The sequence below is a fragment of the Microcoleus sp. A6-C6 genome (assembly GCF_036705955.1).
Taxonomy (GTDB): domain Bacteria; phylum Cyanobacteriota; class Cyanobacteriia; order Cyanobacteriales; family Microcoleaceae; genus Microcoleus.
In genome coordinates, this window is sequence record NZ_JAUBVR010000010.1 from 33,516 (window position 1) to 55,674 (window position 22,159).

Annotated in this window: 21 protein-coding genes; 13 read left to right on the forward strand and 8 right to left on the reverse strand. The window is 46.0% G+C overall.

Annotated features, from left to right (window positions below; all coding sequences use genetic code 11):
- The first annotated feature begins 25 nt into the window (after positions 1–25).
- The 5 genes from QUB52_RS06465 (at position 26) to QUB52_RS06485 (ending at position 4,268) form a co-directional block, all read left to right on the forward strand.
- Positions 26–793 carry a ChaB family protein gene (locus QUB52_RS06465; RefSeq protein ID WP_332972542.1) on the forward strand — a complete coding sequence of 256 codons (768 nt, stop codon included), beginning with the start codon at positions 26–28 and terminating at the stop codon, positions 791–793.
- Positions 794–1,058: 265 nt separating this feature from the next.
- Entirely contained in the window at positions 1,059–1,220 is a 162-nt protein-coding gene (gene rd / locus QUB52_RS06470; RefSeq protein ID WP_332972541.1) for a rubredoxin, read from the forward strand.
- A 24-nt stretch (positions 1,221–1,244) separates the two neighbouring features.
- Positions 1,245–2,510, forward strand: coding sequence for an NAD(P)/FAD-dependent oxidoreductase (locus QUB52_RS06475; protein WP_332972540.1), 1,266 nt, complete (start codon positions 1,245–1,247; stop codon positions 2,508–2,510).
- A 268-nt stretch (positions 2,511–2,778) separates the two neighbouring features.
- Complete coding sequence (locus tag QUB52_RS06480) at positions 2,779–3,459, forward strand: hypothetical protein (RefSeq protein WP_332972539.1); 681 nt, start codon at positions 2,779–2,781, stop codon at positions 3,457–3,459.
- A gap of 35 nt (positions 3,460–3,494) precedes the next feature.
- Entirely contained in the window at positions 3,495–4,268 is a 774-nt protein-coding gene (locus QUB52_RS06485; protein ID WP_265235064.1) for a class II aldolase/adducin family protein, read from the forward strand.
- Between the two features lie 94 nt (positions 4,269–4,362).
- Here QUB52_RS06485 and QUB52_RS06490 read toward each other — a convergent pair whose 3' ends face one another.
- From QUB52_RS06490 to QUB52_RS06505, 4 genes are all read right to left on the reverse strand, one after another.
- Positions 4,363–5,286, reverse strand: a complete 924-nt coding sequence (locus QUB52_RS06490) for an Rpn family recombination-promoting nuclease/putative transposase (RefSeq protein WP_332972538.1) — start codon at positions 5,284–5,286, stop codon at positions 4,363–4,365.
- Between the two features lie 167 nt (positions 5,287–5,453).
- Entirely contained in the window at positions 5,454–6,200 is a 747-nt protein-coding gene (locus QUB52_RS06495) for a HEAT repeat domain-containing protein (protein WP_265235062.1), read from the reverse strand.
- Positions 6,201–6,396: 196 nt separating this feature from the next.
- Positions 6,397–6,912 carry a GNAT family N-acetyltransferase gene (locus QUB52_RS06500; protein WP_332967220.1) on the reverse strand — a complete coding sequence of 172 codons (516 nt, stop codon included), beginning with the start codon at positions 6,910–6,912 and terminating at the stop codon, positions 6,397–6,399.
- A gap of 4 nt (positions 6,913–6,916) precedes the next feature.
- Entirely contained in the window at positions 6,917–7,120 is a 204-nt protein-coding gene (locus tag QUB52_RS06505) for a hypothetical protein (RefSeq protein ID WP_265235060.1), read from the reverse strand.
- Positions 7,121–7,255: 135 nt separating this feature from the next.
- On the opposite strand from QUB52_RS06505, the gene QUB52_RS06510 reads away from it, so the two are divergent.
- Together QUB52_RS06510 and QUB52_RS06515 are read left to right on the forward strand one after the other, a co-directional pair.
- Positions 7,256–8,626 (forward strand): calcium-binding protein, encoded by a 1,371-nt coding sequence (locus QUB52_RS06510; RefSeq protein ID WP_332972537.1) that lies wholly within the window; start codon positions 7,256–7,258, stop codon positions 8,624–8,626.
- Between the two features lie 220 nt (positions 8,627–8,846).
- A complete protein-coding gene (locus tag QUB52_RS06515) occupies positions 8,847–10,205 on the forward strand; it encodes a calcium-binding protein (RefSeq protein WP_332972536.1) in 1,359 nt (452 codons plus the stop codon).
- 97 nt (positions 10,206–10,302) lie between these two features.
- On the opposite strand, the gene QUB52_RS06520 is transcribed toward QUB52_RS06515, so the two are convergent.
- Entirely contained in the window at positions 10,303–11,667 is a 1,365-nt protein-coding gene (locus QUB52_RS06520) for an MFS transporter (protein WP_332972535.1), read from the reverse strand.
- A 312-nt stretch (positions 11,668–11,979) separates the two neighbouring features.
- On the opposite strand from QUB52_RS06520, the gene QUB52_RS06525 reads away from it, so the two are divergent.
- Positions 11,980–13,164 (forward strand): DNA cytosine methyltransferase, encoded by a 1,185-nt coding sequence (locus tag QUB52_RS06525; RefSeq protein ID WP_265235056.1) that lies wholly within the window; start codon positions 11,980–11,982, stop codon positions 13,162–13,164.
- Here QUB52_RS06525 and QUB52_RS06530 read toward each other — a convergent pair.
- Positions 13,161–14,291 (reverse strand): hypothetical protein, encoded by a 1,131-nt coding sequence (locus QUB52_RS06530; RefSeq protein ID WP_332972534.1) that lies wholly within the window; start codon positions 14,289–14,291, stop codon positions 13,161–13,163. The two genes, QUB52_RS06525 and QUB52_RS06530, sit on opposite strands and share 4 nt — an antisense overlap.
- Before the next feature lie 187 nt (positions 14,292–14,478).
- On the opposite strand from QUB52_RS06530, the gene QUB52_RS06535 reads away from it, so the two are divergent.
- Positions 14,479–16,074, forward strand: a complete 1,596-nt coding sequence (locus tag QUB52_RS06535) for a family 10 glycosylhydrolase (RefSeq protein ID WP_332976136.1) — start codon at positions 14,479–14,481, stop codon at positions 16,072–16,074.
- 276 nt (positions 16,075–16,350) lie between these two features.
- Entirely contained in the window at positions 16,351–16,935 is a 585-nt protein-coding gene (locus tag QUB52_RS06540; protein ID WP_265235053.1) for a Uma2 family endonuclease, read from the forward strand.
- Positions 16,936–17,123: 188 nt separating this feature from the next.
- Here QUB52_RS06540 and argF read toward each other — a convergent pair whose 3' ends face one another.
- Both argF and dusB read right to left on the reverse strand, forming a co-directional pair.
- Entirely contained in the window at positions 17,124–18,044 is a 921-nt protein-coding gene (argF, locus tag QUB52_RS06545; protein WP_265235052.1) for an ornithine carbamoyltransferase, read from the reverse strand.
- 71 nt (positions 18,045–18,115) lie between these two features.
- Positions 18,116–19,126, reverse strand: coding sequence for a tRNA dihydrouridine synthase DusB (gene dusB / locus QUB52_RS06550; protein WP_265235051.1), 1,011 nt, complete (start codon positions 19,124–19,126; stop codon positions 18,116–18,118).
- A gap of 271 nt (positions 19,127–19,397) precedes the next feature.
- Between dusB and QUB52_RS06555 the strand changes: the two genes are divergently transcribed.
- The 3 genes from QUB52_RS06555 (at position 19,398) to QUB52_RS06565 (ending at position 22,134) form a co-directional block, all read left to right on the forward strand.
- Complete coding sequence (locus QUB52_RS06555; protein ID WP_265235050.1) at positions 19,398–19,622, forward strand: hypothetical protein; 225 nt, start codon at positions 19,398–19,400, stop codon at positions 19,620–19,622.
- Positions 19,623–19,734: 112 nt separating this feature from the next.
- Positions 19,735–21,327 (forward strand): glucose-6-phosphate isomerase, encoded by a 1,593-nt coding sequence (locus tag QUB52_RS06560; RefSeq protein WP_265235049.1) that lies wholly within the window; start codon positions 19,735–19,737, stop codon positions 21,325–21,327.
- 72 nt (positions 21,328–21,399) lie between these two features.
- Complete coding sequence (locus QUB52_RS06565; protein WP_265235048.1) at positions 21,400–22,134, forward strand: response regulator transcription factor; 735 nt, start codon at positions 21,400–21,402, stop codon at positions 22,132–22,134.
- Positions 22,135–22,159 lie beyond the last annotated feature (25 nt).

Below are 22,159 nucleotides of genomic sequence, written 5' to 3' on the forward strand. Positions count from 1 at the left end.
ATCGACAAACCATCAAGGAGAAACAATGACAGAGGAATATCTAGCAGAACGCACAGTTTCAGCCGTATTTAAGGAAGAAGAACAATTAGACGGCGTAATTCGGCGGTTGCTCGATCGCGGAGTCTCCCGCGACCACATCTCAGTAATGGGCAAAAACTTTCAGTCCAAAACTAAAATTGCCGGCTTTCTGACTAAAAAAGATGTAATTTTAGGCGGTCTGCGAAGCGGGGCGATTTTTGGTTCCTTATTCGGTTCTTTTTTGGGCTTGCTAACCGGCGTAGGCGTGCTGTTTATTCCCTTTGTCGGTGCAGTAGTATCGGCGGGCCCGCTGGGTGCTGTATTGTTGGGTGCAGCTAGCGGCGCGATCGCAGGTTCGGCCGGTGCAGGTTTAGTCTCCGCTTTAGTGGCTTTGGGAATGCCCGAAGAGAAAGCAACTATCTATCAAACCCGCGTTGAAGCAGGCGAATTTCTCGTGATGGCCGAAGTCGCAGCAGATAAATCGGGCGAATTTCAACTCTTGCTAGAAAGTGCCGGCGGTGAAGAAGTTTCAGTTAGCGAGATGACGCTGCCGCGCGCCGTCAAAGGTCGCTGCAACAGTCCGGCAGATTTGTCTCCAGAAGTGCGATCGCACCTGTCGGAAGCAGCACAAAAAACCTTTATCGAATCCTACAACACCGAATTTGACGAAAGCAACGACTCGATACAAGCGGAACACAGCGCTTGGGAAGCCATTCACCAGCAGTACGAAGAAGATGAAACTGGTGTTTGGACTAAGCCTTTAGCCAAAGTTTAGTCTTTCAATCGCAGTAAACTAATAAAAAATCCAATCTAGCCCCTAGAACTGCGGTTCTGGAGGCTTTGACGATTTTAAATTTTAAATTTTAGATTTTAGATTTTGGGAAGACTTAATTAGATTTTAGATTTGAGATTTGTGAAAAACTTAATTCCTAATAGTTTGGGAATTGCCGAAAGTCGCATTACCTTTTGAAATTAGTATTGCACTAGGTTGCTTTGTCAAGTATAATCTATAGGCTTACAATACAAAATTGGGTTAGCAAATGCAAAAATACGTTTGTACCGTTTGCGCTTACGTCTACGATCCAGAAGTAGGCGACCCCGACGGAGACATACCGCCCGGTACTGCCTTTGAAGATATCCCCGACGATTGGGTTTGTCCCACTTGCGGGGCGACAAAATCCGATTTTGAACCAGAAGAATAAGCGAGAAAAAATTTGTCCGATCGAATGCTCAAAATTACAGTCATAGGTGGCGGTGCAGCAGGTTTTTTTAGTGCGATTACCTGCGCGAAAACCTACCCGCAGGCCCGCGTCACTTTACTAGAAGCTGGCCGCCAACTTCTGGCAAAAGTTCGCATCTCTGGCGGCGGGCGCTGCAATGTCACTCACGCTTGTTTTGATCCCGGTGTTTTAGTGCAGAATTACCCCAGAGGAGGGAAAGCTCTGCGCGGTGCTTTTAGTCGATTTCAACCCCGCGATACTGTAGATTGGTTTGCCAGTCACGGTGTGAAATTGAAAACAGAAGAAGACGGGCGAATGTTTCCGATCACAGACGATTCGGGGACAATTGTTAACTGTTTGATCCGGGCCGCTGAGGATGCAGGTGTGAAAATTCGCACGGGCGATGCAGTCGTTTCATTAAGGAAGTTAATGGGGAACGGTGCAGAAGACGGCCACGGGGACACTGCCTCTATGTTTGAAGTTGAGTTGAAATCGGGGGAGATATTGCAGTCCGATCGCATTTTGCTCGCTACAGGTAGCAATCCGTCGGGTTTTAAGTGGGCAAAAGAGTTAGGTAATACTGTAGAACTGCCCGTTCCTTCTCTATTTACTTTTAATATTGCTGACAACAGAATCAAAGATTTAGCCGGAGTTTCGGTTCCGAATGCTAAGGTAAAATTGCCTGGTGCTAAATTAGAACAAAGCGGGCCTTTGTTAATTACTCACTGGGGTGTCAGCGGGCCTGCTGTACTCAAACTTTCGGCTTGGGGTGCGAGATTTTTGCACGATCGCCATTATCGAACATCTGTGCTGATTAATTGGCTTCCCCAGTACAATGGGGAGGTTTTGCGGCAGCAACTGGTAGCGGTTAAATCGCAGTTGTCGCACCGCTTGATCGTCTCTAGCTGTCCGTTTCCGATGCCGCGCCGCCTCTGGGAACGTTTGACAAGTTCGATCGGCATTGACGAGCAAAAACGCTGGGCCGACTTATCGAATAAGGCCCTAGATCGCCTCTTGCTAGAGCTCGTTCAAGGCGAATATCAGATTTCAGGAAAAGGCGCATTTAAGGAAGAATTCGTCACCTGCGGCGGTGTCAACCTCAAGGAAGTTGATTTCAAGACAATGGAAAGCCGCCGCTGTCCGGGACTTTTCTTTGCTGGCGAAATCTTGGATATCGACGGCGTGACGGGCGGTTTCAACTTCCAAAGTGCTTGGACTACGGCGTGGTTGGCTGGAATGGCGATCGGCAAATCAGCCGATTTGGGATTATAGATTTGGGAGTGGCGATCGGGCGATCGGCTTGCCTGTATTAAATTTTGTGTTATTTTTGAATTAAGGCGCACTCAATGTGCGTCAACTTCAGCCTGGAGACAAAATTCGCTGTTTTGCACAGTTATAGCAATCGCCACAGCGGTTAGGACATAAATAACCTCATGAATAGAGCCTCCTAACCCATAGCCTAAACGGTTTGATTTCCTGATTCTGCAACTGTCAACTGTCCACTGTCCACTGTCCACTGCTATAACATCGGGTGAGAGACATGAAAAACTTGAATCTACCAACCCTAAAATTAGACAGCAACCTTGACAGCCATCTTGACTCACCATTCATCGAAAAAAATGGCTTGCTGGAGTTCAACCCCAAATTTATTAATCCCGAATTTTTGACAACCTGGACATTTGAGACAAAGCTGTACGGAGAATTAGTATCAATAGACCACTTTGTCATCACATTTCCTAATCGCGCCGCCCTAGAAGACTACGCCGAATCTTTTCGATCCTTCGGCGCCAAAATAGTTGAAGGCCCCGACTTGTTTCCCATTAACTTTTGTACCGCAAACATTAACATTCCCTCCGATTTGTGGCTGCATTTAATGACCTTATTAATGCCAGCCGGCGGCTTAATAGTATTGGATGCGCCCCACGCAGCCGGCGACCAAAAAAACCGCTTCCAGCAAGAAAGGGGATTGACAGCAGTTCACCACGTCGCGATTCGAGTCGAAAACGTTCAGAATGCTGCTAAAATATGGCAAAATAAAAACTTTCAACCCCTGTCATATCAACCTTTAGACTACGGCTCATTAACCCAGTGGTTTCTGCAAAACCCCGCCGGACAAATCATCGAATTAATCGAACGCCACCCCGGAAATAACGCCACTTTTGACTGCAAAAACATAGCAGGTTTGCGCTTGAGTGAATACGAAGCAATGACTAATGACTAATGACTACTGACTAATTACCAATTACCAAACAGTTTATGATAGCAGTAAAAATCCCAAAAGTCACTTTTCAACCCCCAACATTCAACTCATTTGAAGAAGAACGTCGCCACCGCAAACAACGTTTAACCGCCGCACTTCGGTTATTTGGTCGCTTCGGATTTAGCGAAGGAATTGCTGGACACATAACCGTCCGCGATCCCGAACACCTCGACCATTTCTGGGTCAATTCCTTTGGAATGCACTTTAGTTTGATTCGAGTCAGCGACCTAATTTTAGTCAACCACAAAGGCGAAGTAGTTGAAGGAAATAAACCCGTAAACGAAGCAGCCTTTGCCATTCATTCCCAAGTGCACAGCGCCCGCCCCGACGTAATCGCAGCAGCGCACGCCCATTCTCCCTACGGCAAAAGTTGGTCGAGTTTGGGCCGCCTGCTTGACCCGCTGACGCAAGATGCTTGTTCTTTTTATGAAGACCATGCCTTATTTGACGATTACACCGGAGTTGTTTTGGAAATCGAAGAAGCTAAACGCATCGCCAAAACTTTAGGTGAGAAAAAAGCCATTATTTTACAAAATCACGGGCTGTTAACAGTAGGTGAGACAGTAGATGAAGCGGCTTGGTGGTTTATTTCGATGGAACGTTCTTGTCAAGCGCAGTTAATGGCCCAAGCAGCGGGAAAACCGATTCTCATTAAGCCAGAATGTGCGCGTTTGACACAGCAACAAGTAGGCTCGCACCGCATGGGATGGTTTAGCTTTCAACCGCTTTATGACATGATTGTACACCGGGAACCTGACTTATTAGATTAACACATGATATCCGTAGGGAAACGGCACTGCCGTGTCCTAATATCCGTGGGGAAACGTCACTGCCGTGTCCTTTTTGCCGGACATAATTAGAAATTTACGCTGACACCGATTCAAGCCAAGCAATCAAATCCTCTTGACTGCTAAAATCCAACAAATTTTCACCTAAATCATCCAATTGTTCGGGAGATAGCTGCTGGATGCGACTTTGAATTTCCGGCGAAATCTCACCAGTGCGCCGCCCTATTTGACGCATAATTAATTCTATTTGCCCCTCAATTCTACCTTCTTGGCGGCCTTCTTGGCGGCCTTCTTGGCGGCTTTTAGTAATAGCACCGCGCTGGTCTTCAAAAAACATTTCTCGCTTTTCAAATTCGGCTAATTCATCAACGCTTAAATTACTTTTACTGGCGATTGAAAAAGCTGTATTAATTTCGGGTATTGATGCAAATTTTTCGGGTATTTCATCAAGCTTGGTAGCGTTTTTGATAAAATAAACCCAGCTTTGAATCAGGTTTTCGACTTGTTCCAATTCTTTATTGAATTTTGGCAGTTCTACAAAAAATAATTCTATTTCTCTGTAATATTCGATGTTTTCTTCGATTTCTTTAAAAACAAAATGGGTGAGAAACTTTTCGGTATTTTCAAACAGCACAAAATCTGTAATTGTTAAAGCAATCAGAGGATTTAATTTTGAGTAGCCTTCTCTCGGTTTTAGCTGAGTCGCGTAGGTTTTGGCTGCATTGTATATGACGCGCTTGGTAAAAGCTTCTACATTAATTACCTGCATTTCGATAATGACAGTTGTGTTGCCTGTAATTTTGGCTTTGACATCCAGGTAAGTGTCTTTTAAACCGGTAATGGCTGGTGCGGCGTAGGGATCGATGATTTCTAAGTCTTGAATTGTCGGCTCTGCGTTGTAGAGCATGGCATTCAGGAAGCTAATCAAAACTTCTTTGCTCTGGGGCGAAGCAAAGATTTTTTTGAAGCCAAACTCTGTTTTGGGATTGATGAAGTTCACAAGCGATCGCGCTAAACGGTAATTTTAAAACACTTAAAACTTACGCAGAGCCCAGAAACCGGGTTTTTTACCGAATTTGCTGGCTGCAATCAAGTATTTTTATACAAAACCCGGTTTCTTGATTCGGAGTGCACAATCCCTGACAGTATTTAATTGTAGGAATTCGATCATAACATTCCTTCCATTTCTAAATCTTCAATTGTCTGCAAACCGCGCGGATCGCCGACTCGCAAGAGGGAAGATTTCGCATCTTCCCGCACGCCCATATCTGCATCTTCTTCTAAAGATTCAATTAAAGCGTCGATCGCCCCAGCGTACACTACATTATTCGGCAATTCCCGCGCCAGTTGCCCGATCGCCCAAGCCGAGTTACTTCGCACAGCAGACACAGCATCTCCCCGCAGCGATTCAATCAACGGCGGAATCCCCGCAATCACCACATAGTAACCAACTTTTGCCATTTGACCCAGAGAACTCGCCGCCCACAAACGCACCGCCGAAATATCAGTTCTCAGAGCATCAATTAAGGGCGCTAAGGCGCGGTGATCTGTGCAATTTCCCAGGGCCCAAACTACCCCTTTGCGAACATAACCGTTCCAATCGCGGTTAAGTTGCTCGATCAGCGGTTCCACAGCATCGGGACTCGGATTTCGCCCCAAAGCATAGGCCGCACTCACCCGCACCAAGGGGCAACCGTCTCTCAACAAATTAATTAAATGCGAAATCGCGCGATCGTCCTGCAATTCGCAAAAAGCCCGCGCCGCCATCATCCGGTGCTGAGGTTCCGGGGATTCCAGCAAAGGCAGCATTTCCTCTGGATCTGGTAGCGCGGGTTCGGACTCGTCAAATTGATCCAAAGGGCTTTCCAGTTCCGTATCAAGATCGAGGGCGTTGGGGTAGTCGTTATTGTTCATAAAAAAACTTTACCGCACAGAGGATGCTACGGGTGCAACTCAGTCAACGGTCAATATAAATTAGCATTCCGGGCAATAAAAGCATTCCGATTCAAGACTCAAGTCCTCCTATTGTTCGCCCTGCTGGAGGAAGAGTCCTCATAATTTAGATGAATCCGAACTCTAGTTCTGACTGCCAACAAATACCTCTGGTTTTTCAAAGAGATTTGATCATCCAGACAGAATGACTCTCATAGCCTAATTTTTGATAGAGATTCATTGCAGGCTGATTGTTCAAGAAAACTTGCAAACCAATTTGCCTGTCGCCCCTTGAACGGGCCCAATTTTCTGCCTGAATAATTAAAGCTGCACCGAGTCCCTGACGGCGGTGTTCCGGTGCTATGTAGAGCAGAAAAATATGACCGTGGCGTTCTCCAGTGGTTTGGTCGATCGCATTTCCCAACCACAAACATCCGACAATCGATTTGAGATTGGCAGACTGCGAGGGGAGTGCAGAAAAACTTTCTCCCTCTTTCTGGCTGTTTTTCAGGCACTCTACCCACCAAAGCGGCGTCTGGTTAGAAAAATACTGCTCGACAGTTTGAGCCAAATGTCCCAATTCCCGATCGGGGTAAAGCTCTCGGTAAGTATGGTGCAGGAACTTTAGCAGTTTTGCGCGATCGAGTCCAGAACCCGATCGCAGCCCGTAGCCCGGTAATATCTCGGCTGACATCGGTTTAGCGGACACGGAGAGGGGAATAATTTAGCCCCAAGAAAATTGGATTAACTCCTGTCGCTTGCTTTTGGGGGATCGCTTCCTCAATTGGTGCCGGGGCAGCCATGTCAGCCGGCAAAAAGATGCGAGCGCTGACTGCTACCAGAGCCACGAAAAATACTAATATCGCTATAAGTGGAGCAATGTATTGACGAATGATAGCCATAACTGCACAAAAATGATTGTTGAGTAGATATGATCAAGTTTACCATAAAAATCTGTCAGTTATAATGGCGGGCAGTGGAAAATTAGCTCAAAACCAGAGCGATCGCCAATACCAACAAACACCAAATAAAATATTATGAGTGCCTCGCCTGCTGTTTACGAAGCTCTGGCTAAGTCAATTGTTTTTTTGAATCAAAAGCCGAACGCGCAAAATCAAGTTTCGCGCTTCCTGGACACCAACAGCTACTATATCGATCGCATATTCGACGACAAAGAAACCGGATTTTATGCGATCGGCTTCGGTTCCTCCGACCCCACAAAACCGCCAGTCCTAGTATTTCGAGGTACAGACTTCATCGACGGCGACGCTATGTTTTCCGACTCCCGCGACATTGGCTTACCAGAATTTGAAAAAAACAAAGATAGTATCAAAAACTGGCTCACAGAAATCGGTCAAGATACTGCCAAAAACCCCAGCAAATTATTGCCAGATGTCATCGGACACAGTTGGGGCGGAGCGATCGCTCAAATTGTCGCCAGCGAATACACATCTCTGACCGGCGATATATTGACTTTCAACTCTCCCGGAGTCTCAGCGAGTATCGCCAGCAATTTTCGGAAAAATCTCAGTAGAGCAGGCAACAAAAATGTCAGTCACTACATTGTCAGCGGAGATATTGTCAGCTTGTTTGGCGAAGCATTTATACAGGGAAAAGTATTTCTCCAAACTTTTACTGACCCGACTATTAATCCCTTAAGTGTTTTGGCAAAACATCGAACCGAAAATTTGTTAACTACTCCGCCCGCAGATTTTTTTCAGAGGCAAATTTCCCTCGAAAACTTAAACAGTATCGAGTTTAACTATAGTAACAACGACTCAGATTTTAACGAGTTTATCGCTGCGCTAAATTTTCCCCTACCAAATGTGTCAGTAGCAATCAGAACCAGAGGGGGTGCAGAGAGTTTGAGAACAGCCTCAGAATTTTCTTTTGTGGACTTAATCAGACAAATGCAATACGGTTTAGCTCCTCTGCAATCGAATTATTTATTGGGCGACATTCGCAACAATACTGCTACGGGCGGCAAGGGCGAGGATACAATTATCGGCAGCGGGGGTAACGATACTCTTAGAGGCAATCGAGGTAATGACAGCATCACCGGCGATCGCGGTGAGGACTTCTTGTACGGCGGCAGAGATAACGATTATTTGGAGGGTGGCGAGGGAAACGATTTGATGTCCGGCGAGTTTGGCAACGATATTTTGATCGGCGGTGCGGGGCGCGATCGCTTTGTACTGGAATCCGGCGGCGGAGGCGATGTAATTGTCGATTTTAAAAAGGGTGAAGATTTAATTGCACTGTCGCGGGGGCTAACTTTTCCTCTAATTATAGTCCGACAAGGTGGTGACGGAGCTGTAATTTCTATCCCGATTACTGGCGAAATTCTTGCTACTCTCACAGCCGTGTCGGCGAGTGACATTACGCAGACTGATTTTGTGCAGCTTTAGTGCGAGAAAAATTTGTAGTTTGGATATCGTAAAAGCGAGCCAAATTTAGTAAAAAATATTACTTATTTTTTACTAAATTCGTTTGGCTTGTTTTGTTGTTTTGATAATTTTATAATTGCAAAATTGAATAAATTAATATTGTTAATTAATCCAGTTTACAGTAAAATGAATTAACCAGGTTAACAACTAATTCCCGATTCAACCACAGGAAATAAAAAATATGCCTTCTTCCCCCGCCGTTTACGAAAATCTAGCGAAACAAGTTGCTTACATAGATAACAACCCCCAGTTTCAAACTGTCGTTCAAACTGGTTTGAGCGCTGCCGGCTACCAAATCGATCGCACTTTTGACGATCCGGGAACTGGATTTCACGCGATCGGCTTAATTTCCACCACCCCAGACAAACCGCCCGTATTAGTATTTCGCGGCACCGACTCCCTCGTAGACGATCTTGCCAACGCAGACAAGCGAAGCGTCGGTTTCAACCAATTTGAAGCCAACAAACAAGCCTTAGGAACTTGGCTGACAGAAATCGGTCAAGATACAACAAAAAACCCCGGCCGCTTGCCGCCAGACCTTCTCGGACACAGCTTGGGCGGCGCCCTAACGCAGCTAGCCGCCACAGAATTCACATCTGCGATCGGAGATGTTGTCACCTTCAATTCTCCCGGAATTGCTCAGAGCACAGTCAATACTTTTACACAGAAAGCTGGCGCCGGAAAAAATGTAACTCACTACATAGTTAGCGGCGATTTTGTTAGTTTGGGAGGAGAAGCTTTTCTGCCAGGAAAAGTTGTTTTACAAACATTTACTAACCCGATTATTAACCCGTTGCTGGCGTTAGACAAGCACACGCAATTAGGCTTATTAACAACTCCTCCTCCCGGCCTGACTCAGACAGAAATCTCTGTAAACCAGTTGAGCAGTCCTGATTTTACTTTTACAGATTCAGATTATTTAGAGCTGTTAAATGGCTTAGACTTTGCGCTCCCGGAAATAGGAGAAGCATTGCAATCGCGGAGCAGTTCAGAGCAGTTAAGAGCTACTCCGGGAAGCTCTTTTTTGGGAATTTTTTTTGCAATGCGAACTGCTCTCGACCTCTCTAAAATTAATAATTTAGTAGGCGACGATGCCAACAATACAGCATCAGGTTTTGGTGGGGACGATATTATCACTGGTAACGGAGGAAACGATACTCTCAGCGGCAACCGCGGCAACGATATTATCACTGGTGGTCTAGGAAATGACCAGCTATTCGGTGGCAAAGGAGATGACAATTTGAACGGGGGAGACGGGGACGACACCCTAGTTGGCGCAGTGGGTGCAGACATCTTAATTAGTGGCGCTGGACGCGACGTATTTGTGTTAGGAGCAGGTGCAGGTACAGATACACTTCTAGACTTTCAACAGGGTCAAGATTTAATTGGTTTGACCAAAGGTTTGAGCTTCAACCAACTGAGAATTACTCAAGGCGATATTTCAACAACCATCGAAATTGCCAGCAGTGGTGAAGTTATTGCCAGTTTCTTCGGCATACTAAATAGTCCGATTACAGCTAGCGATTTTATTTCGATTTAGTTGGCGATTAGCACTAAAGATATGCGGTAGGGACACAACAATGTTGTGTCCTCTATTTTATGGGCGCCAAGTAGGAAAGTCAACAGATACAATTTAATTAATCTGGATCGTCCAGTCCAGGCCGGGGCATAGATGCTAATTTGTACTCATCTTCTAGCGGCAAAAAGAAAATCGTCATCATACCGGGAATCACAGCCAGTGAACTGAACAAGAAATAATTTTGATAGCCCAAGTCTGCCTGTAAGTAGCCGCTAAAAACGCCCGGAATCAGCACTCCTGCGGCCATAAAAGCCGTTGTAATCGCGTAGTGGGATGCTTCATATTCGGGGCGAACAGTCCGCATTAAGAACACTGTATAGGCAGCTACACCAAGTCCGTAAGTAAATTGCTCGATCGAATTTACAGCATAAGCCCATTCAATCCCCGGTTGATTGATTGCTAGCAGCCAATACAGCACATTAGTTGAATTTTGCAAAATAGCCGTCGGCCACATCCATTTTTTCAATCCTTGTTTGGCAATCAAATAGCCGCCCAGTAATCCTCCGATTAACAGAAAAATCACGCCGACAGTACCCGATAGCAAACCCATCTGCGACGTAGAAACTGCCAACCCTCCCTTCTCAACTTTATCCATTAAAAAAGGAGGAGCCATTTTGAATGTTAAGGCATCGCCCAATCGAAAAATCAAGACATAAGTCACAATCCAGCCAATTTTATCTTGCTCGAAATAAGTTTTAAATGCCTCGATAAAACTCGTTGTCCGCTGCGGTGCACCCGCTTCGACAGCATAATTTTTAGGATAGGGAAGATACCAGCGCTGGAACAGATAAATCAGCACAAATATAATGGCACAAATGCCAAAGGCTGTCGCCCAGCCATATTTAAGCGCAGACACGCTAAAAGACGAGCCCAAAAGTGACAACTGAATGTCCTGATATACCTTCGTATCGCCCGCCGTTCCTGTTACTAAATGCTGTTCTGCTATTTTCCCTGCTAAGAACACCAATACACCGCTGCCGGCAATGACTGCCCCCCTGTAGGCGGTGTTGCGAACGCCGACAAATAGCGCTTGTTTGTCTTTATTCAGAACGTTTAAGTAAAATCCATCAATGGCGATGTCGTGAGTAGCGGACACAAAGGCGATCGCCGTAAATATCACCAGTGATATAATAACAGGTTCCGGCGTTAATACACCAAAAGCTAGCAACGCAAACAGAAAAATAGAAATAATTTCCGTTGTTAAAATCCACTTGCGTTTAGTGGAATACATATCAACGAGGGGCCCCCACAAACCTTTTAATACCCAGGGAAAAGACAACAAACTTGTCAATCCGATCATCTCGTTGCTGGTTCCCATCCCTTTCAAAAAAATCACCGACATTAAATTAACGACGGTGTAAGGGAGACCTTGAGCAAAGTACAATACTGATACCCACAATCCATCGATAGTTTTTTTTTCCATTGCAGATATATTTGGGCTAACTACTGAGCTGATTTACTGATCTGGTTTACTGAGTGCGATCGAGAATTCCGGTCAATTAAACCGCTGGCATCACAGTATATGTTATTCTGATGCGAGCGGCAGCCATACAAACAGTGTATTTTAGCATCATTCTGACTCACGCATATCTTCATTTTTGGAATAAGCCTGCAAAAGATTTTCTCCGTTAAAATGAACGAAGTCAGCGCGGACATTCTTATCCCAGTCGGAAGTGCCGTAAGTTCGCAAAAGTATGTTGACTTTCTATATAGTTCTCTCAAGAGGTAGTTAACGATGACAAAAACTCAAACAAAGGATTTTCCGCGTAGCCTTGACTTGTTTTGCGGCATTGGAGGGTTAACTCTGGGTTTTAAACGTGCTGGCATTCAAGCAATCGGCGGCATAGATTACTGTCAAAACGCCAAACAAACTTTTGAACGTAACCTATCTCCACTTCCCTGTTTGCTATCTGACTTAACACAGACAACCGTTTCCGAGATAGAGGAGTTCTTTGAAATTTCGGTAGCAGAAATCGATATTATTACTGGGGGAGTACCATGCCAAGGATTTAGCACCGTTGGCAAGCGAGAAAGCGCAGATCCTCGCAATTCTTTATGGCGTAATTTTCGCGATTTGGTGGCTGAAATTCGTCCTGCTTATGTGATTATCGAGAATGTTGAAGGAATGCTGGTAATGCAGGGAGGCAAGGTGCGTGATTCAGTCATTGCTAGCTTTGCTGATATCGGATATCACATGAAATGTCGTCTTTTAAAAGCGGCTGACTACGGCGTACCACAACTGCGAAAACGTGCTTTTTTTATAGGTTGGCTTGATGGATTGTTGCCGCCTGAATTTCCACTGCCAAGTTCTCACTCTTATGTGAATGTAGCTGATGCAATTTCAGATTTGCCGCCATTAAATGCTGGAGAAATTTGTAAAAATTACCAGATTATGCCGCAAACTGACTATCAAATAGCTAGACGAAAAACTGCCAATATACTGCTACATCACGAGGCGGCCAATCATTCACAAAAGTTAATTGAAATTCTGAAGTATATCCCAGATGGTGGCAACCGAAAGTCAATTCCCGATCGCCTTCAACCAGCCAGCGGTTTTCACAATAGCTATGCTCGACTAGCTAGTGATAAACCAGCTATTGCTGTAACATCTAACATGAGAAAACCTTCGTCTGCACGATCCACTCATCCAAGTCAGCATCGGGGATTGACTGTCCGCGAAGGATTGAGGCTGCAATCTTTTGACGATGATTTTGAGGTGATTGGTTCGAGAACATCACAGTACCTTCAAGTCGGAAATGCCGTACCGCCACTACTCGGATTGGCGGTAGGAAAGGAAGTTGTCAAGGCTTATCAAAGCCATTCAGATGATGAAATTGTTAGAGCCCGATCGCAAAAAATAAAGCCACTCAATTCAGAGTTAATTTTTCCGATTCAGCTTGCTCTTGAAATCACAGTTTAACTTTGATAATAAGTAAGAGAGTTGTGTTGGGGATCTCGATCGCCAATAAATGCCAGCAGCCTGCCAACAGCACTAGGATTCTGTTCAACGTGAGCAAGATAGTGAAGCATTTCATGCACGGCTGCATCCTGCTTTTGCCAATCCCAGATATTCACGGATTTAATGAGCTCGTCTTGTGCGAACGAAATGATACCGCTGTCGCTAAGTACAGAACTCGCTTCCCCATCTATGGAGAGTACAAAAGCCACACCAAGGATTTGATTGCCTGTTACTTGTTTCTGGAAACTTCCCAATTGTTGCTTGAGGTTCTTCAGGGAAATGTGACAGTCTTTTACTTCTATTGATATTTCTAGATCCAGGCCATAATAACAGTCAATATCTCCAAAACGCCGCTGTCTGGACGAACCTGTGCGTACCTTATCAACGACAAAGCTGAGATGAGGTCGATCGGCTTTGAAATAACCGCAAGCAATGGCTTGAAAAACTAAACCTCCATTCTCATCTGGATCGCTGCGCGGGTAATTGCTTACAATCTCGGAAAATAAACGAACTCGTAAAGATTCTCTAGTAACAAATATGTTCTTTGGCAATCGTTCAAGACCAAAATCAATAAGTTGTTGGCAGAGTTGAAATCGTCCCGACTCGGACAGACGAAAACAGAGAATCAGTAGGTCTTGAAACTTTTGCCATTGACCTGTATTGTAAACATAAGCACTGGGATATTTTGAACGATTGAGACTGTGAAAAAATTGAACAAGTGACTCTTCTATACGTCCGATACCTACTTGAGTTGATTGACCAAATTTTAAAGTTAGTGTATTTGCCTGTTGTTCTCCCCGTTCAGTGACAACTTGATAGCGTTGAAATAATTGTTCAATTGTCAGATGCTCTCTTAATCTTTTGGCAGAGTCATCAACATTAGATAGACGCTGTGCAACGATCGCAAAATCAAGGGCAAGACCGAGGATATACTTCATCCGGGTAAACCGGCTACCTACATACTCCAATACCTGTTCGATGATTGTCTGTTCGCTATTTGCCAGTTCGTCAGGCTCAAAGTCAGTTCCAAAGTGTGGCGAGAGGAATTCTTGAATTGCTTCAATCTCAGGATCAGTGCGTTCGTACATTGAAAAAATAGAGCGATTGTATAGAAAATACCAGAGTTAAGTATAAGCGATCGCCAGTTCAGTGTATTTTCGCCCAAACTTGCACCGATGTGCGAAAATGTCAAGCGGACGCTCAAACCAAAAGTCCGTAAAGGACAGTTAAACGCTCTCTCACACATTCCTCATGCGAAAAACCAAAACATTCTTTTTGTCAAGCCTGTTCTCGATCGGCTTAACAATCAGTTTTCTGCTGACTCCCGGTTGGTTATCAAACTTGTTCCCTTCACGGGCGATCGCAACTCTCCCCCCACAAACCCAAACCAGCGAATTTCGGGCCTTCTGGGTGGACGCATTCAACCCAGGTTTCAAAACCCCTCAAGAAGTCACAAAGTTGATTGCAGACGCGCAGAGGGCTAATGCCAACGCGATCGTTGCCCAAGTCCGCCGCCGTGGCGATGCTTTTTATACGAGCGCGATCGAACCCCGCACCACCGATCCCAATGTTCCAGCAGGTTTCGATCCCCTGCAAGATTTGATCGGCAAAGCCCACGCCGCAGGTATAGAAGTATACGCTTGGATGGTGACGCTACCAGTAGTTTCCGGTGGCAAACTTCCCGCCGGTCACGTTTGGCAAAAACACGGGCCCAATGCCTCAGGAAAGGACAATTGGGCGATGCTGACTTCGGGCGGCGAAGCTAAAGGTTTCCTCGATCCCGGTAATCCAGACGCCCTAGATTATACTGTTTCCGTCTATTTGGACTTGCTGAAGCGCTACGATGTGGATGGCGTACAGTTGGATTACGTGCGCTACGCTGGGCCGAATTGGGGCTACAATCCGACTTCGATCGCCCGTTTCAACCAGCAAAACGGTCGATCGGGCAAACCCGCACCCACAGATCCCCTGTGGATGCAGTGGCGGCGCGATCAGGTGACAAATTTAGTACGAAAGCTTTATGTAGAAGCCCTAGCAATTAAACCGCGCGTGAAAATTACCGCCGCCACCATCGCCTGGGGAGACGGCCCGAAAAACGATCGCGACTGGATGCAAACTCAACCTTACAAAGAAGTCTTGCAAGATTGGCGCGCTTGGCTAGAAGAAGGTATTCTCGACATGGCGATGCCGATGACTTACCAGCGCGAATACAAGCGATCGCAAAAAATCGCTTACGACAATTGGATCGAGTACGCCAAAAACCACCAGTACAACCGCCAAATTGCGATCGGCCCCGGCAATTACCTCAACTACATCGAAGACACCCTTTCGCAAGTCCGCCGCGCCGAAGCCCCTTCAGCCCTTGGGAATCACGTTGCGGGTACTGTCCTGTATTCCTACGCTAGCAGCAACGTGTACACCAACGTTGAACTGCGAACTGGCGGCAACAGCAGAGATTTACCCCGTCAGCCTTGGAAATACCTGCCGAAAAGCAACGATCTATTTTACACCGCCCTCTCGCAGCCGAGTCAATACGTTGACGGCGCTACGGGCAGAACCGTTGAAACTCAGCCGGTGTGGACAATGCCGGCAGCGGTTCCCGATATGCCTTGGAAGTCGCGGCCTACTGCTGGGGCGATCGCCGGAAATTTGCAGCAGTGCGATCGAACTTGCGACGGTGCGAGTTTGACATTGCAGGCGATCGATGCTACTAGCAAGGCGCGGCAACTGCGCGCGGATGGTAAAGGATGGTTTGGGGCGATCGAGCTTGCGCCCGGTTCTTATCAGTTGAAAGTTGACGGTAGTCAAATTCAACAAACAGTTAATGTTGTCGCTGGCGGAGTCACAAAAGTGAATTTCGGAGCCTCTTAATCTACTCATTCTAGTGGTTCCTAGGCAGAGCCTGGGAACCAGTTAAATATCAATTCCGGTTGCACCAGAATATAGACGACACGGCAGTGCCGTGTCCCTACCCAACCAAAATAATATTGTAGGGACACGGCATTGCCGTCTCCTCATTTCTACCCAAAATAATATTATAGGGACACGGCATTGCCGTCTCATCATTTCTGCTAATCATAATTCCGATGTTACTGGATTTGATCTAAGATATGAGTTACAATAAAATTATCAATTAGCGAGGGAACTATGCTGAGTACAGAAGCTCCTTTCACGCTCCGCAAATGGACAGTTAAAGAATATCAGAAGCTGGGAGAGATGGGATTTTTTCACCCAGAGGAACGAGTTGAATTAATTTCAGGAAATATTATCAGAATGAGTGCAAAAGGAACTGCCCATACTTCCGCAACTAGACGCACTGCGACGCTTCTGCGCGCTCTTCTCGAAAACCTGGCTGCTGTCTATACTCAAGATCCGATCGCCCTCGATGACAATTCCGAACCAGAACCCGATATCGCCGTAGTCAGAATCGATCCCTTGGACTACGCCACTCACCATCCGACTCCCTCAGAAGTATATCTAATTATCGAAGTGGCAGACAGCAGCTTGGCTTACGATCGCGAAATTAAGGCCAAAATCTACGCGCGATCTGGAATTGCCGATTATTGGGTACTAAATGTAAATGACAGACAACTGCACATTTTTAGAGAACCCGCTGAAGATGGATATCAAAGCGAAGTAATTATTGGGGAAATTGCGAGCATTTCACCGCTGCAATTTCCCGCTTTTAATATCGCAATTCAGGAAATGCTGCCACCGATTATATCAAATTGAAAACCGCCATCAAACTAATACAATAATTGCAGTCGATTTTAATCCAATACGGTTCAGATAAAACGGCGCTTGAAATAACGGAAGACTCAGAATATCACGTAATTTTAACCGCCTACTCTTCAACCCACGCACCATCTGGGTTTTGTCGGTGTAGACGCGGTTTCAACCGCCGTCTAATCTGATCTTATCTAATCGCTTTCGAGAATCGCAGCCAACAAAGCTTGCTGAGCGTGCATCCGATTTTCCGCTTGATCCCAAACGCGCGATCGCGAACCTTCAATTACTGCATCCGTAATCTCTTCATCCCGGTGTGCCGGCAAACAGTGCAGTACAATTGCATTGCGATCGGATAACTCTAGAAGTTTTTCATTTACCTGATAAGGCTCAAACAAAGGAATCCTGAGTTTCGCTTCCTCTTCCTGTCCCATACTCGCCCAAACATCAGTATAAATAACTTGAGCATTCTTCGCCGCCGCTGCCGCATCAGCAGTCACAATAACTTCTGTTTTTCCATTAGCAATTGCCTGAGCTTTTGCCACAATCTCAGGATTTGGTCGGAAATCTTCAGGACAAGCAATTCTGACATTCATCCCTGTCATTGCACAGCCTAACATCAGCGAATTTGCCATGTTGTTACCGTCGCCAAAATAAGTTAATGTCACTCCTTCCAGCTTACCAAAACACTCTTTGACTGTCATTAAATCCGCCAACACTTGGCATGGATGTTCGTCATCTGTCAGGGCATTAATCACAGGAATTTTTGCATAATTGGCAAATGTTGCTAAATCCTTTTGATCGAAAGTCCGAATGGCCAAAACATCCAAATATCTGTCTAAAACCCTGGCTGTATCTACCAAGGGTTCGCCGCGGCTGACTTGCGTAACGTTGGGATTGAGGTCAATTACTTGCCCTCCCAATTTATACATTGCCACAGTAAAACTCACCCGCGTTCGTGTTGAAGCTTTGGAAAATAACAAGCCGAGAACTTTATTGCGTTTCAGCTTGACCATTCCTGATTTTAAACTGGCTGCTAGATCCAGCAAATAATTTAATTCATCAATGCTTAAATCTGCCAGACTTAATAAATCTCGCCCTTTTAATGAATCCATGCTTTCCCCACACACAAAATTCTAACTGTGTCTTAAATTTTAGCCGGCAGAGGCGGGTTTTGTTTCAAGGTTTATGCGGGCAATTGATCGATCGCGCGATCGATCAAATCGCAACCTTGCTCCACCGTTTCTACCACAGCCAACAGGCCCCGTAATTCAGCAGCACCGGGGAAACCCTTAGCATACCAGGTTAAGTGCTTGCGCGCTTGACAGACACCGCTTTCACCTTTATATTCCCACAAACCCCGCAGATGTTCCTTAGCACATTCGAGGAGTTCAATTGGTGTCGGAGGTATCTTTTCCACACCAGTTTTCAAGAAATAATCAACTTCTCCCACCATAAAAGGATAGCCCAAAGTTCCCCGCGAACACATCACTCCGTCAGCGCCGGTTTCTTCCAGACACCGCATCGCTGCTTCCACTGAAAAAATGTCTCCGTTACCAATAACGGGAATCGATAAAACTTCCTTAACGCGGCGAATCCACTCCCATTTTGCCGGGCCAGTGTAACCTTGCGATCGAGTGCGGCCGTGGATAGTAATCATTTTTGCTCCCGCATCTTCCATCCGCTTGGCAAAGTCCAAAATATTAATTTCTTTATCCGTCCAACCGATGCGAGTTTTAACAGTAACAGGAACATCTACAGCTTCCACAACCGCCCGCACAATTGCCTCGGCATTTTCTGGATCTCGCAGCAAAGAAGAACCGCCGCCGTTTTTAGTAATTTTGTTAACCGGACAGCCCATATTAATATCAACAGTATCCGCTCCTTCTGCCACAGCTTTCTGCGCCGCTTCTGCCAAGAAATTCGGGCGACAGTCAAACAATTGAATGCTAATTGGGCGCTCGTTTGGGTCAATTTCCATAATTCTCGGCAGTTGCTTCACGTAGTGCAAACCCGTAGCATTCACCATTTCGGTGTACATCATCGAATCCGGCGCGTAGCGGCGCACCAGGCGGCGAAATACCAAATCGGTAACGCCGGATAAGGGCGATTGCAGGACGCGGCTTTTGACTTCAAAGTCGCCGATTTTGAGCGGAGTTGCTAATTTTTCTTTTAATTCGGGAGATAGAGTAAGCATAGTCGATCGCACTTTGAATTCTAATATCTGTATATTCCAATACTGTTCAGTTAGCGCTGTTTATTGCTCGGAGATCCCCCTAAATCCCCCTTAAGAAGGGGGACTTTGAAAATACTCTTGTCCCCCCCTTCTTAAGGGGGGCTAGGGGGGATCAGTCTTAAGTGAACCGTATTGCAGTATATTCTACTACACTTTCGGTAGTTTACAGTTGTTCATTATATTTTTAGCCGATGATTGAGTGACAGCTAAAAGTATATTTAACCAGACTGTAATGCCTATTTTACAGCGGGCGATCGCCCGAATTCGAGTATTGTCAAACCAGCACCCAAAGCCCAACCCGGACAACTCGTCAATCTATATGCCACTGTCCCTTGACGAGCGATCGATCTATGGGGCGTTACCACCAATGGGCGATCTACTTACGAAAAGTGCCACCCAAGTCATATTTTTATTGTTTAATTCTGCCGCACCCAGCCTTCAGCCTTCAGGCGACTAATGCTTAAATTTATTGGGATGCTGCAAAATCATGACATCAGATCGTTTTAAACTACAATTGTTGGATTCCCGACGATGCCGATCGAACATTATAAAAATTGTAGAGAATTCCTATGGACGCCGCAGCACTCTGGCAACGCTATCAAGACTGGCTTTACTATCACGAGGGATTGGGACTTTACCTCGATGTCAGCCGCATGGGGTTCGACGACGCTTTCGTAGCAGCAATGAAACCCAAATTTGACAAAGCTTTCAAAGACATGGCAGCTTTAGAAGCAGGAGCGATCGCCAATCCCGACGAACACCGCATGGTGGGCCACTACTGGCTGCGAAACCCCGATTTAGCTCCCACTCCAGAATTAAAACAAGAAATAGTCGAAGGCATAGCACAAGTCGAAGATTTTGTCAAAAAAATTCAAAGCCGCGATATCAAACCGCCATTTGCTCCACAATTTACCGATATAATCTCGATCGGCATCGGCGGTTCCGCCCTCGGCCCCCAATTCGTCGCCGAAGCCCTATCACCAGACATTCCACCCCTAGCAATTCATTTTATTGACAACACAGATCCCGCTGGGATCGATCGCATCCTCAACCAACTCAAAGACAAACTCGCCAGCACCCTAGTAATTACCATCTCCAAATCCGGCGGCACCCCGGAGCCCCGCAACGGCATGATCGAAGTTCAAAAAGCCTTCGCAGCCCAAAAACTCGACTTCGCCAAACAAGCAATTGCCATCACCGGCACAGACAGCAAACTAGACAAATTAGCCAAATCCGAAGGCTGGATTACCACCTTCCCGATGGCAGACTGGGTGGGAGGACGCACTTCGGAACTCTCAACAGTAGGACTTTTGCCAGCAGCCTTGCAAGGCATCGACATTCGGGCGATGCTCGAAGGTGCGAAAGTTATGGACGCAGCTACCAGAATTACCGACATTAAACACAATCCTGCCGCCATTTTAGCCATGTCCTGGTATGATGCCTGCAATGGACGTGGCGAAAAAGACATGGTAGTTTTGCCATACAAAGATTCCCTGCTATTGTTCAGCCGCTATTTGCAGCAATTAGTCATGGAATCTATAGGCAAAGAAAAAGATTTAGATGGCAACATAGTTCATCAAGGAATCGCAGTTTACGGCAACAAAGGTTCAACCGATCAACACGCCTACGTCCAGCAACTGCGAGACGGCGTGCCGAATTTCTTCCTAACATTTATCGAAGTATTGGAAGACAGACAAGGCATTTCTGTGGAAGTAGAAACCGGAGTCACTTGTGGAGATTATTTATCTGGTTTGTTGCAGGGAACTCGACAAGCTTTGTACGAAAATCACCGAGATTCAATCACAGTCACGATTCCCCAAGTCACCCCTCGGACAGTAGGAGCATTAATCGCCCTCTACGAAAGAGCCGTAGGTTTTTACGGTTCCTTGGTGAATGTCAATGCCTATCACCAGCCAGGGGTGGAAGCAGGCAAAAAAGCCGCTGCTGCTGTGTTGGACTTGCAGCAACGGGTACTGCAAGTGCTCAAAGACGCCCAAACACCTCTATCTGTAGCAGAAATAGCCAAAAAAGCCGGCAGCCCAGAGCAAATTGAGACAATTTACAAAACTCTGCGGCATTTGGCCGCCAACGGGCGCGGCGTAGCTTTGGAGGGAAATTTAGCACAGCCTGTTACTTTAACTGCAACTTATCAAGAGAATTAAACAGTAGAATAAAAAATTAAAAGTGAAATTACTCACTTTTAATTTTTAATGTTTAATTTTTAATTTCCCCCCATGCCCTTGACGATTCTGGTTGCTGACGACGATTTTGCGACTCGCTTGTCGATTACCGATTATCTGGAAATTATCGGATACTCTGTCATCGCTGCTGAGAACGGCAAAGAAGCTTTAGGGTTGGTACAGGAATTTCAGCCCCACTTGATTGTTACCGACATTACAATGCCCGAAATGGATGGCTACGAATTTGTGCGACGAGTTCGGACTCGTCCCGCTTTCCGCTTGCTGCCAGTGATTTTTTTGACGGAACGCACGAGCACTGAGGAACGGATTCGTGGCTATCAGATGGGGTGCGACAATTTTCTGGCTAAGCCTTTTGAACTCCAGGAATTGGGGGCGGTAATTCGCTCTTTGCTCGATCGCTATGCTCTAATTGCTCAGGCACCGTCTCGTTCCCCGGAACCCGAACCGATGCCATTAGAGGCACGCAGCAGAGCCAATGACAAGCCAGAAACGGATTTTTTAACTCAAAAGTCAAAAACGGGTGATTCCCTACGGGAGAGCTACGCCGCGCGTGCATCTCCAAGCCCAAATGCTCCGAAATTGACGCAGCGAGAGCAGGAAGTGCTAGATTTGCTGACAGAAGGTCTTTCTAATGTTCAAATTGGCGATCGGCTCCACCTCAGTCCTCGCACCATCGAAAAGCACGTTAGCAGCTTGTTCAGAAAAACTGAAAGAAACAACCGTGCAGAACTCGTGCGCTTTGCGATGGAACACCATTTAGTCAGATAACCGCAAACCGCTTTTGGCACGAAAA

What these genes read in the sequence shown, in the direction of transcription:
- QUB52_RS06465 (WP_332972542.1), top strand. Translation starts at nt 26, where the DNA reads ATGACAGAGGAATATCTAGCAGAACGCACAGTTTCAGCCGTATTTAAG.
- rd (WP_332972541.1), top strand. Translation starts at nt 1,059, where the DNA reads ATGCAAAAATACGTTTGTACCGTTTGCGCTTACGTCTACGATCCAGAA.
- QUB52_RS06475 (WP_332972540.1), top strand. Translation starts at nt 1,245, where the DNA reads ATGCTCAAAATTACAGTCATAGGTGGCGGTGCAGCAGGTTTTTTTAGT.
- QUB52_RS06480 (WP_332972539.1), top strand. Translation starts at nt 2,779, where the DNA reads ATGAAAAACTTGAATCTACCAACCCTAAAATTAGACAGCAACCTTGAC.
- QUB52_RS06485 (WP_265235064.1), top strand. Translation starts at nt 3,495, where the DNA reads ATGATAGCAGTAAAAATCCCAAAAGTCACTTTTCAACCCCCAACATTC.
- QUB52_RS06495 (WP_265235062.1), bottom strand. Translation starts at nt 6,200, where the DNA reads ATGAACAATAACGACTACCCCAACGCCCTCGATCTTGATACGGAACTG.
- QUB52_RS06500 (WP_332967220.1), bottom strand. Translation starts at nt 6,912, where the DNA reads ATGTCAGCCGAGATATTACCGGGCTACGGGCTGCGATCGGGTTCTGGA.
- QUB52_RS06505 (WP_265235060.1), bottom strand. Translation starts at nt 7,120, where the DNA reads ATGGCTATCATTCGTCAATACATTGCTCCACTTATAGCGATATTAGTA.
- QUB52_RS06510 (WP_332972537.1), top strand. Translation starts at nt 7,256, where the DNA reads ATGAGTGCCTCGCCTGCTGTTTACGAAGCTCTGGCTAAGTCAATTGTT.
- QUB52_RS06515 (WP_332972536.1), top strand. Translation starts at nt 8,847, where the DNA reads ATGCCTTCTTCCCCCGCCGTTTACGAAAATCTAGCGAAACAAGTTGCT.
- QUB52_RS06520 (WP_332972535.1), bottom strand. Translation starts at nt 11,667, where the DNA reads ATGGAAAAAAAAACTATCGATGGATTGTGGGTATCAGTATTGTACTTT.
- QUB52_RS06525 (WP_265235056.1), top strand. Translation starts at nt 11,980, where the DNA reads ATGACAAAAACTCAAACAAAGGATTTTCCGCGTAGCCTTGACTTGTTT.
- QUB52_RS06530 (WP_332972534.1), bottom strand. Translation starts at nt 14,291, where the DNA reads ATGTACGAACGCACTGATCCTGAGATTGAAGCAATTCAAGAATTCCTC.
- QUB52_RS06540 (WP_265235053.1), top strand. Translation starts at nt 16,351, where the DNA reads ATGCTGAGTACAGAAGCTCCTTTCACGCTCCGCAAATGGACAGTTAAA.
- argF (WP_265235052.1), bottom strand. Translation starts at nt 18,044, where the DNA reads ATGGATTCATTAAAAGGGCGAGATTTATTAAGTCTGGCAGATTTAAGC.
- dusB (WP_265235051.1), bottom strand. Translation starts at nt 19,126, where the DNA reads ATGCTTACTCTATCTCCCGAATTAAAAGAAAAATTAGCAACTCCGCTC.
- QUB52_RS06555 (WP_265235050.1), top strand. Translation starts at nt 19,398, where the DNA reads ATGCCTATTTTACAGCGGGCGATCGCCCGAATTCGAGTATTGTCAAAC.
- QUB52_RS06560 (WP_265235049.1), top strand. Translation starts at nt 19,735, where the DNA reads ATGGACGCCGCAGCACTCTGGCAACGCTATCAAGACTGGCTTTACTAT.
- QUB52_RS06565 (WP_265235048.1), top strand. Translation starts at nt 21,400, where the DNA reads ATGCCCTTGACGATTCTGGTTGCTGACGACGATTTTGCGACTCGCTTG.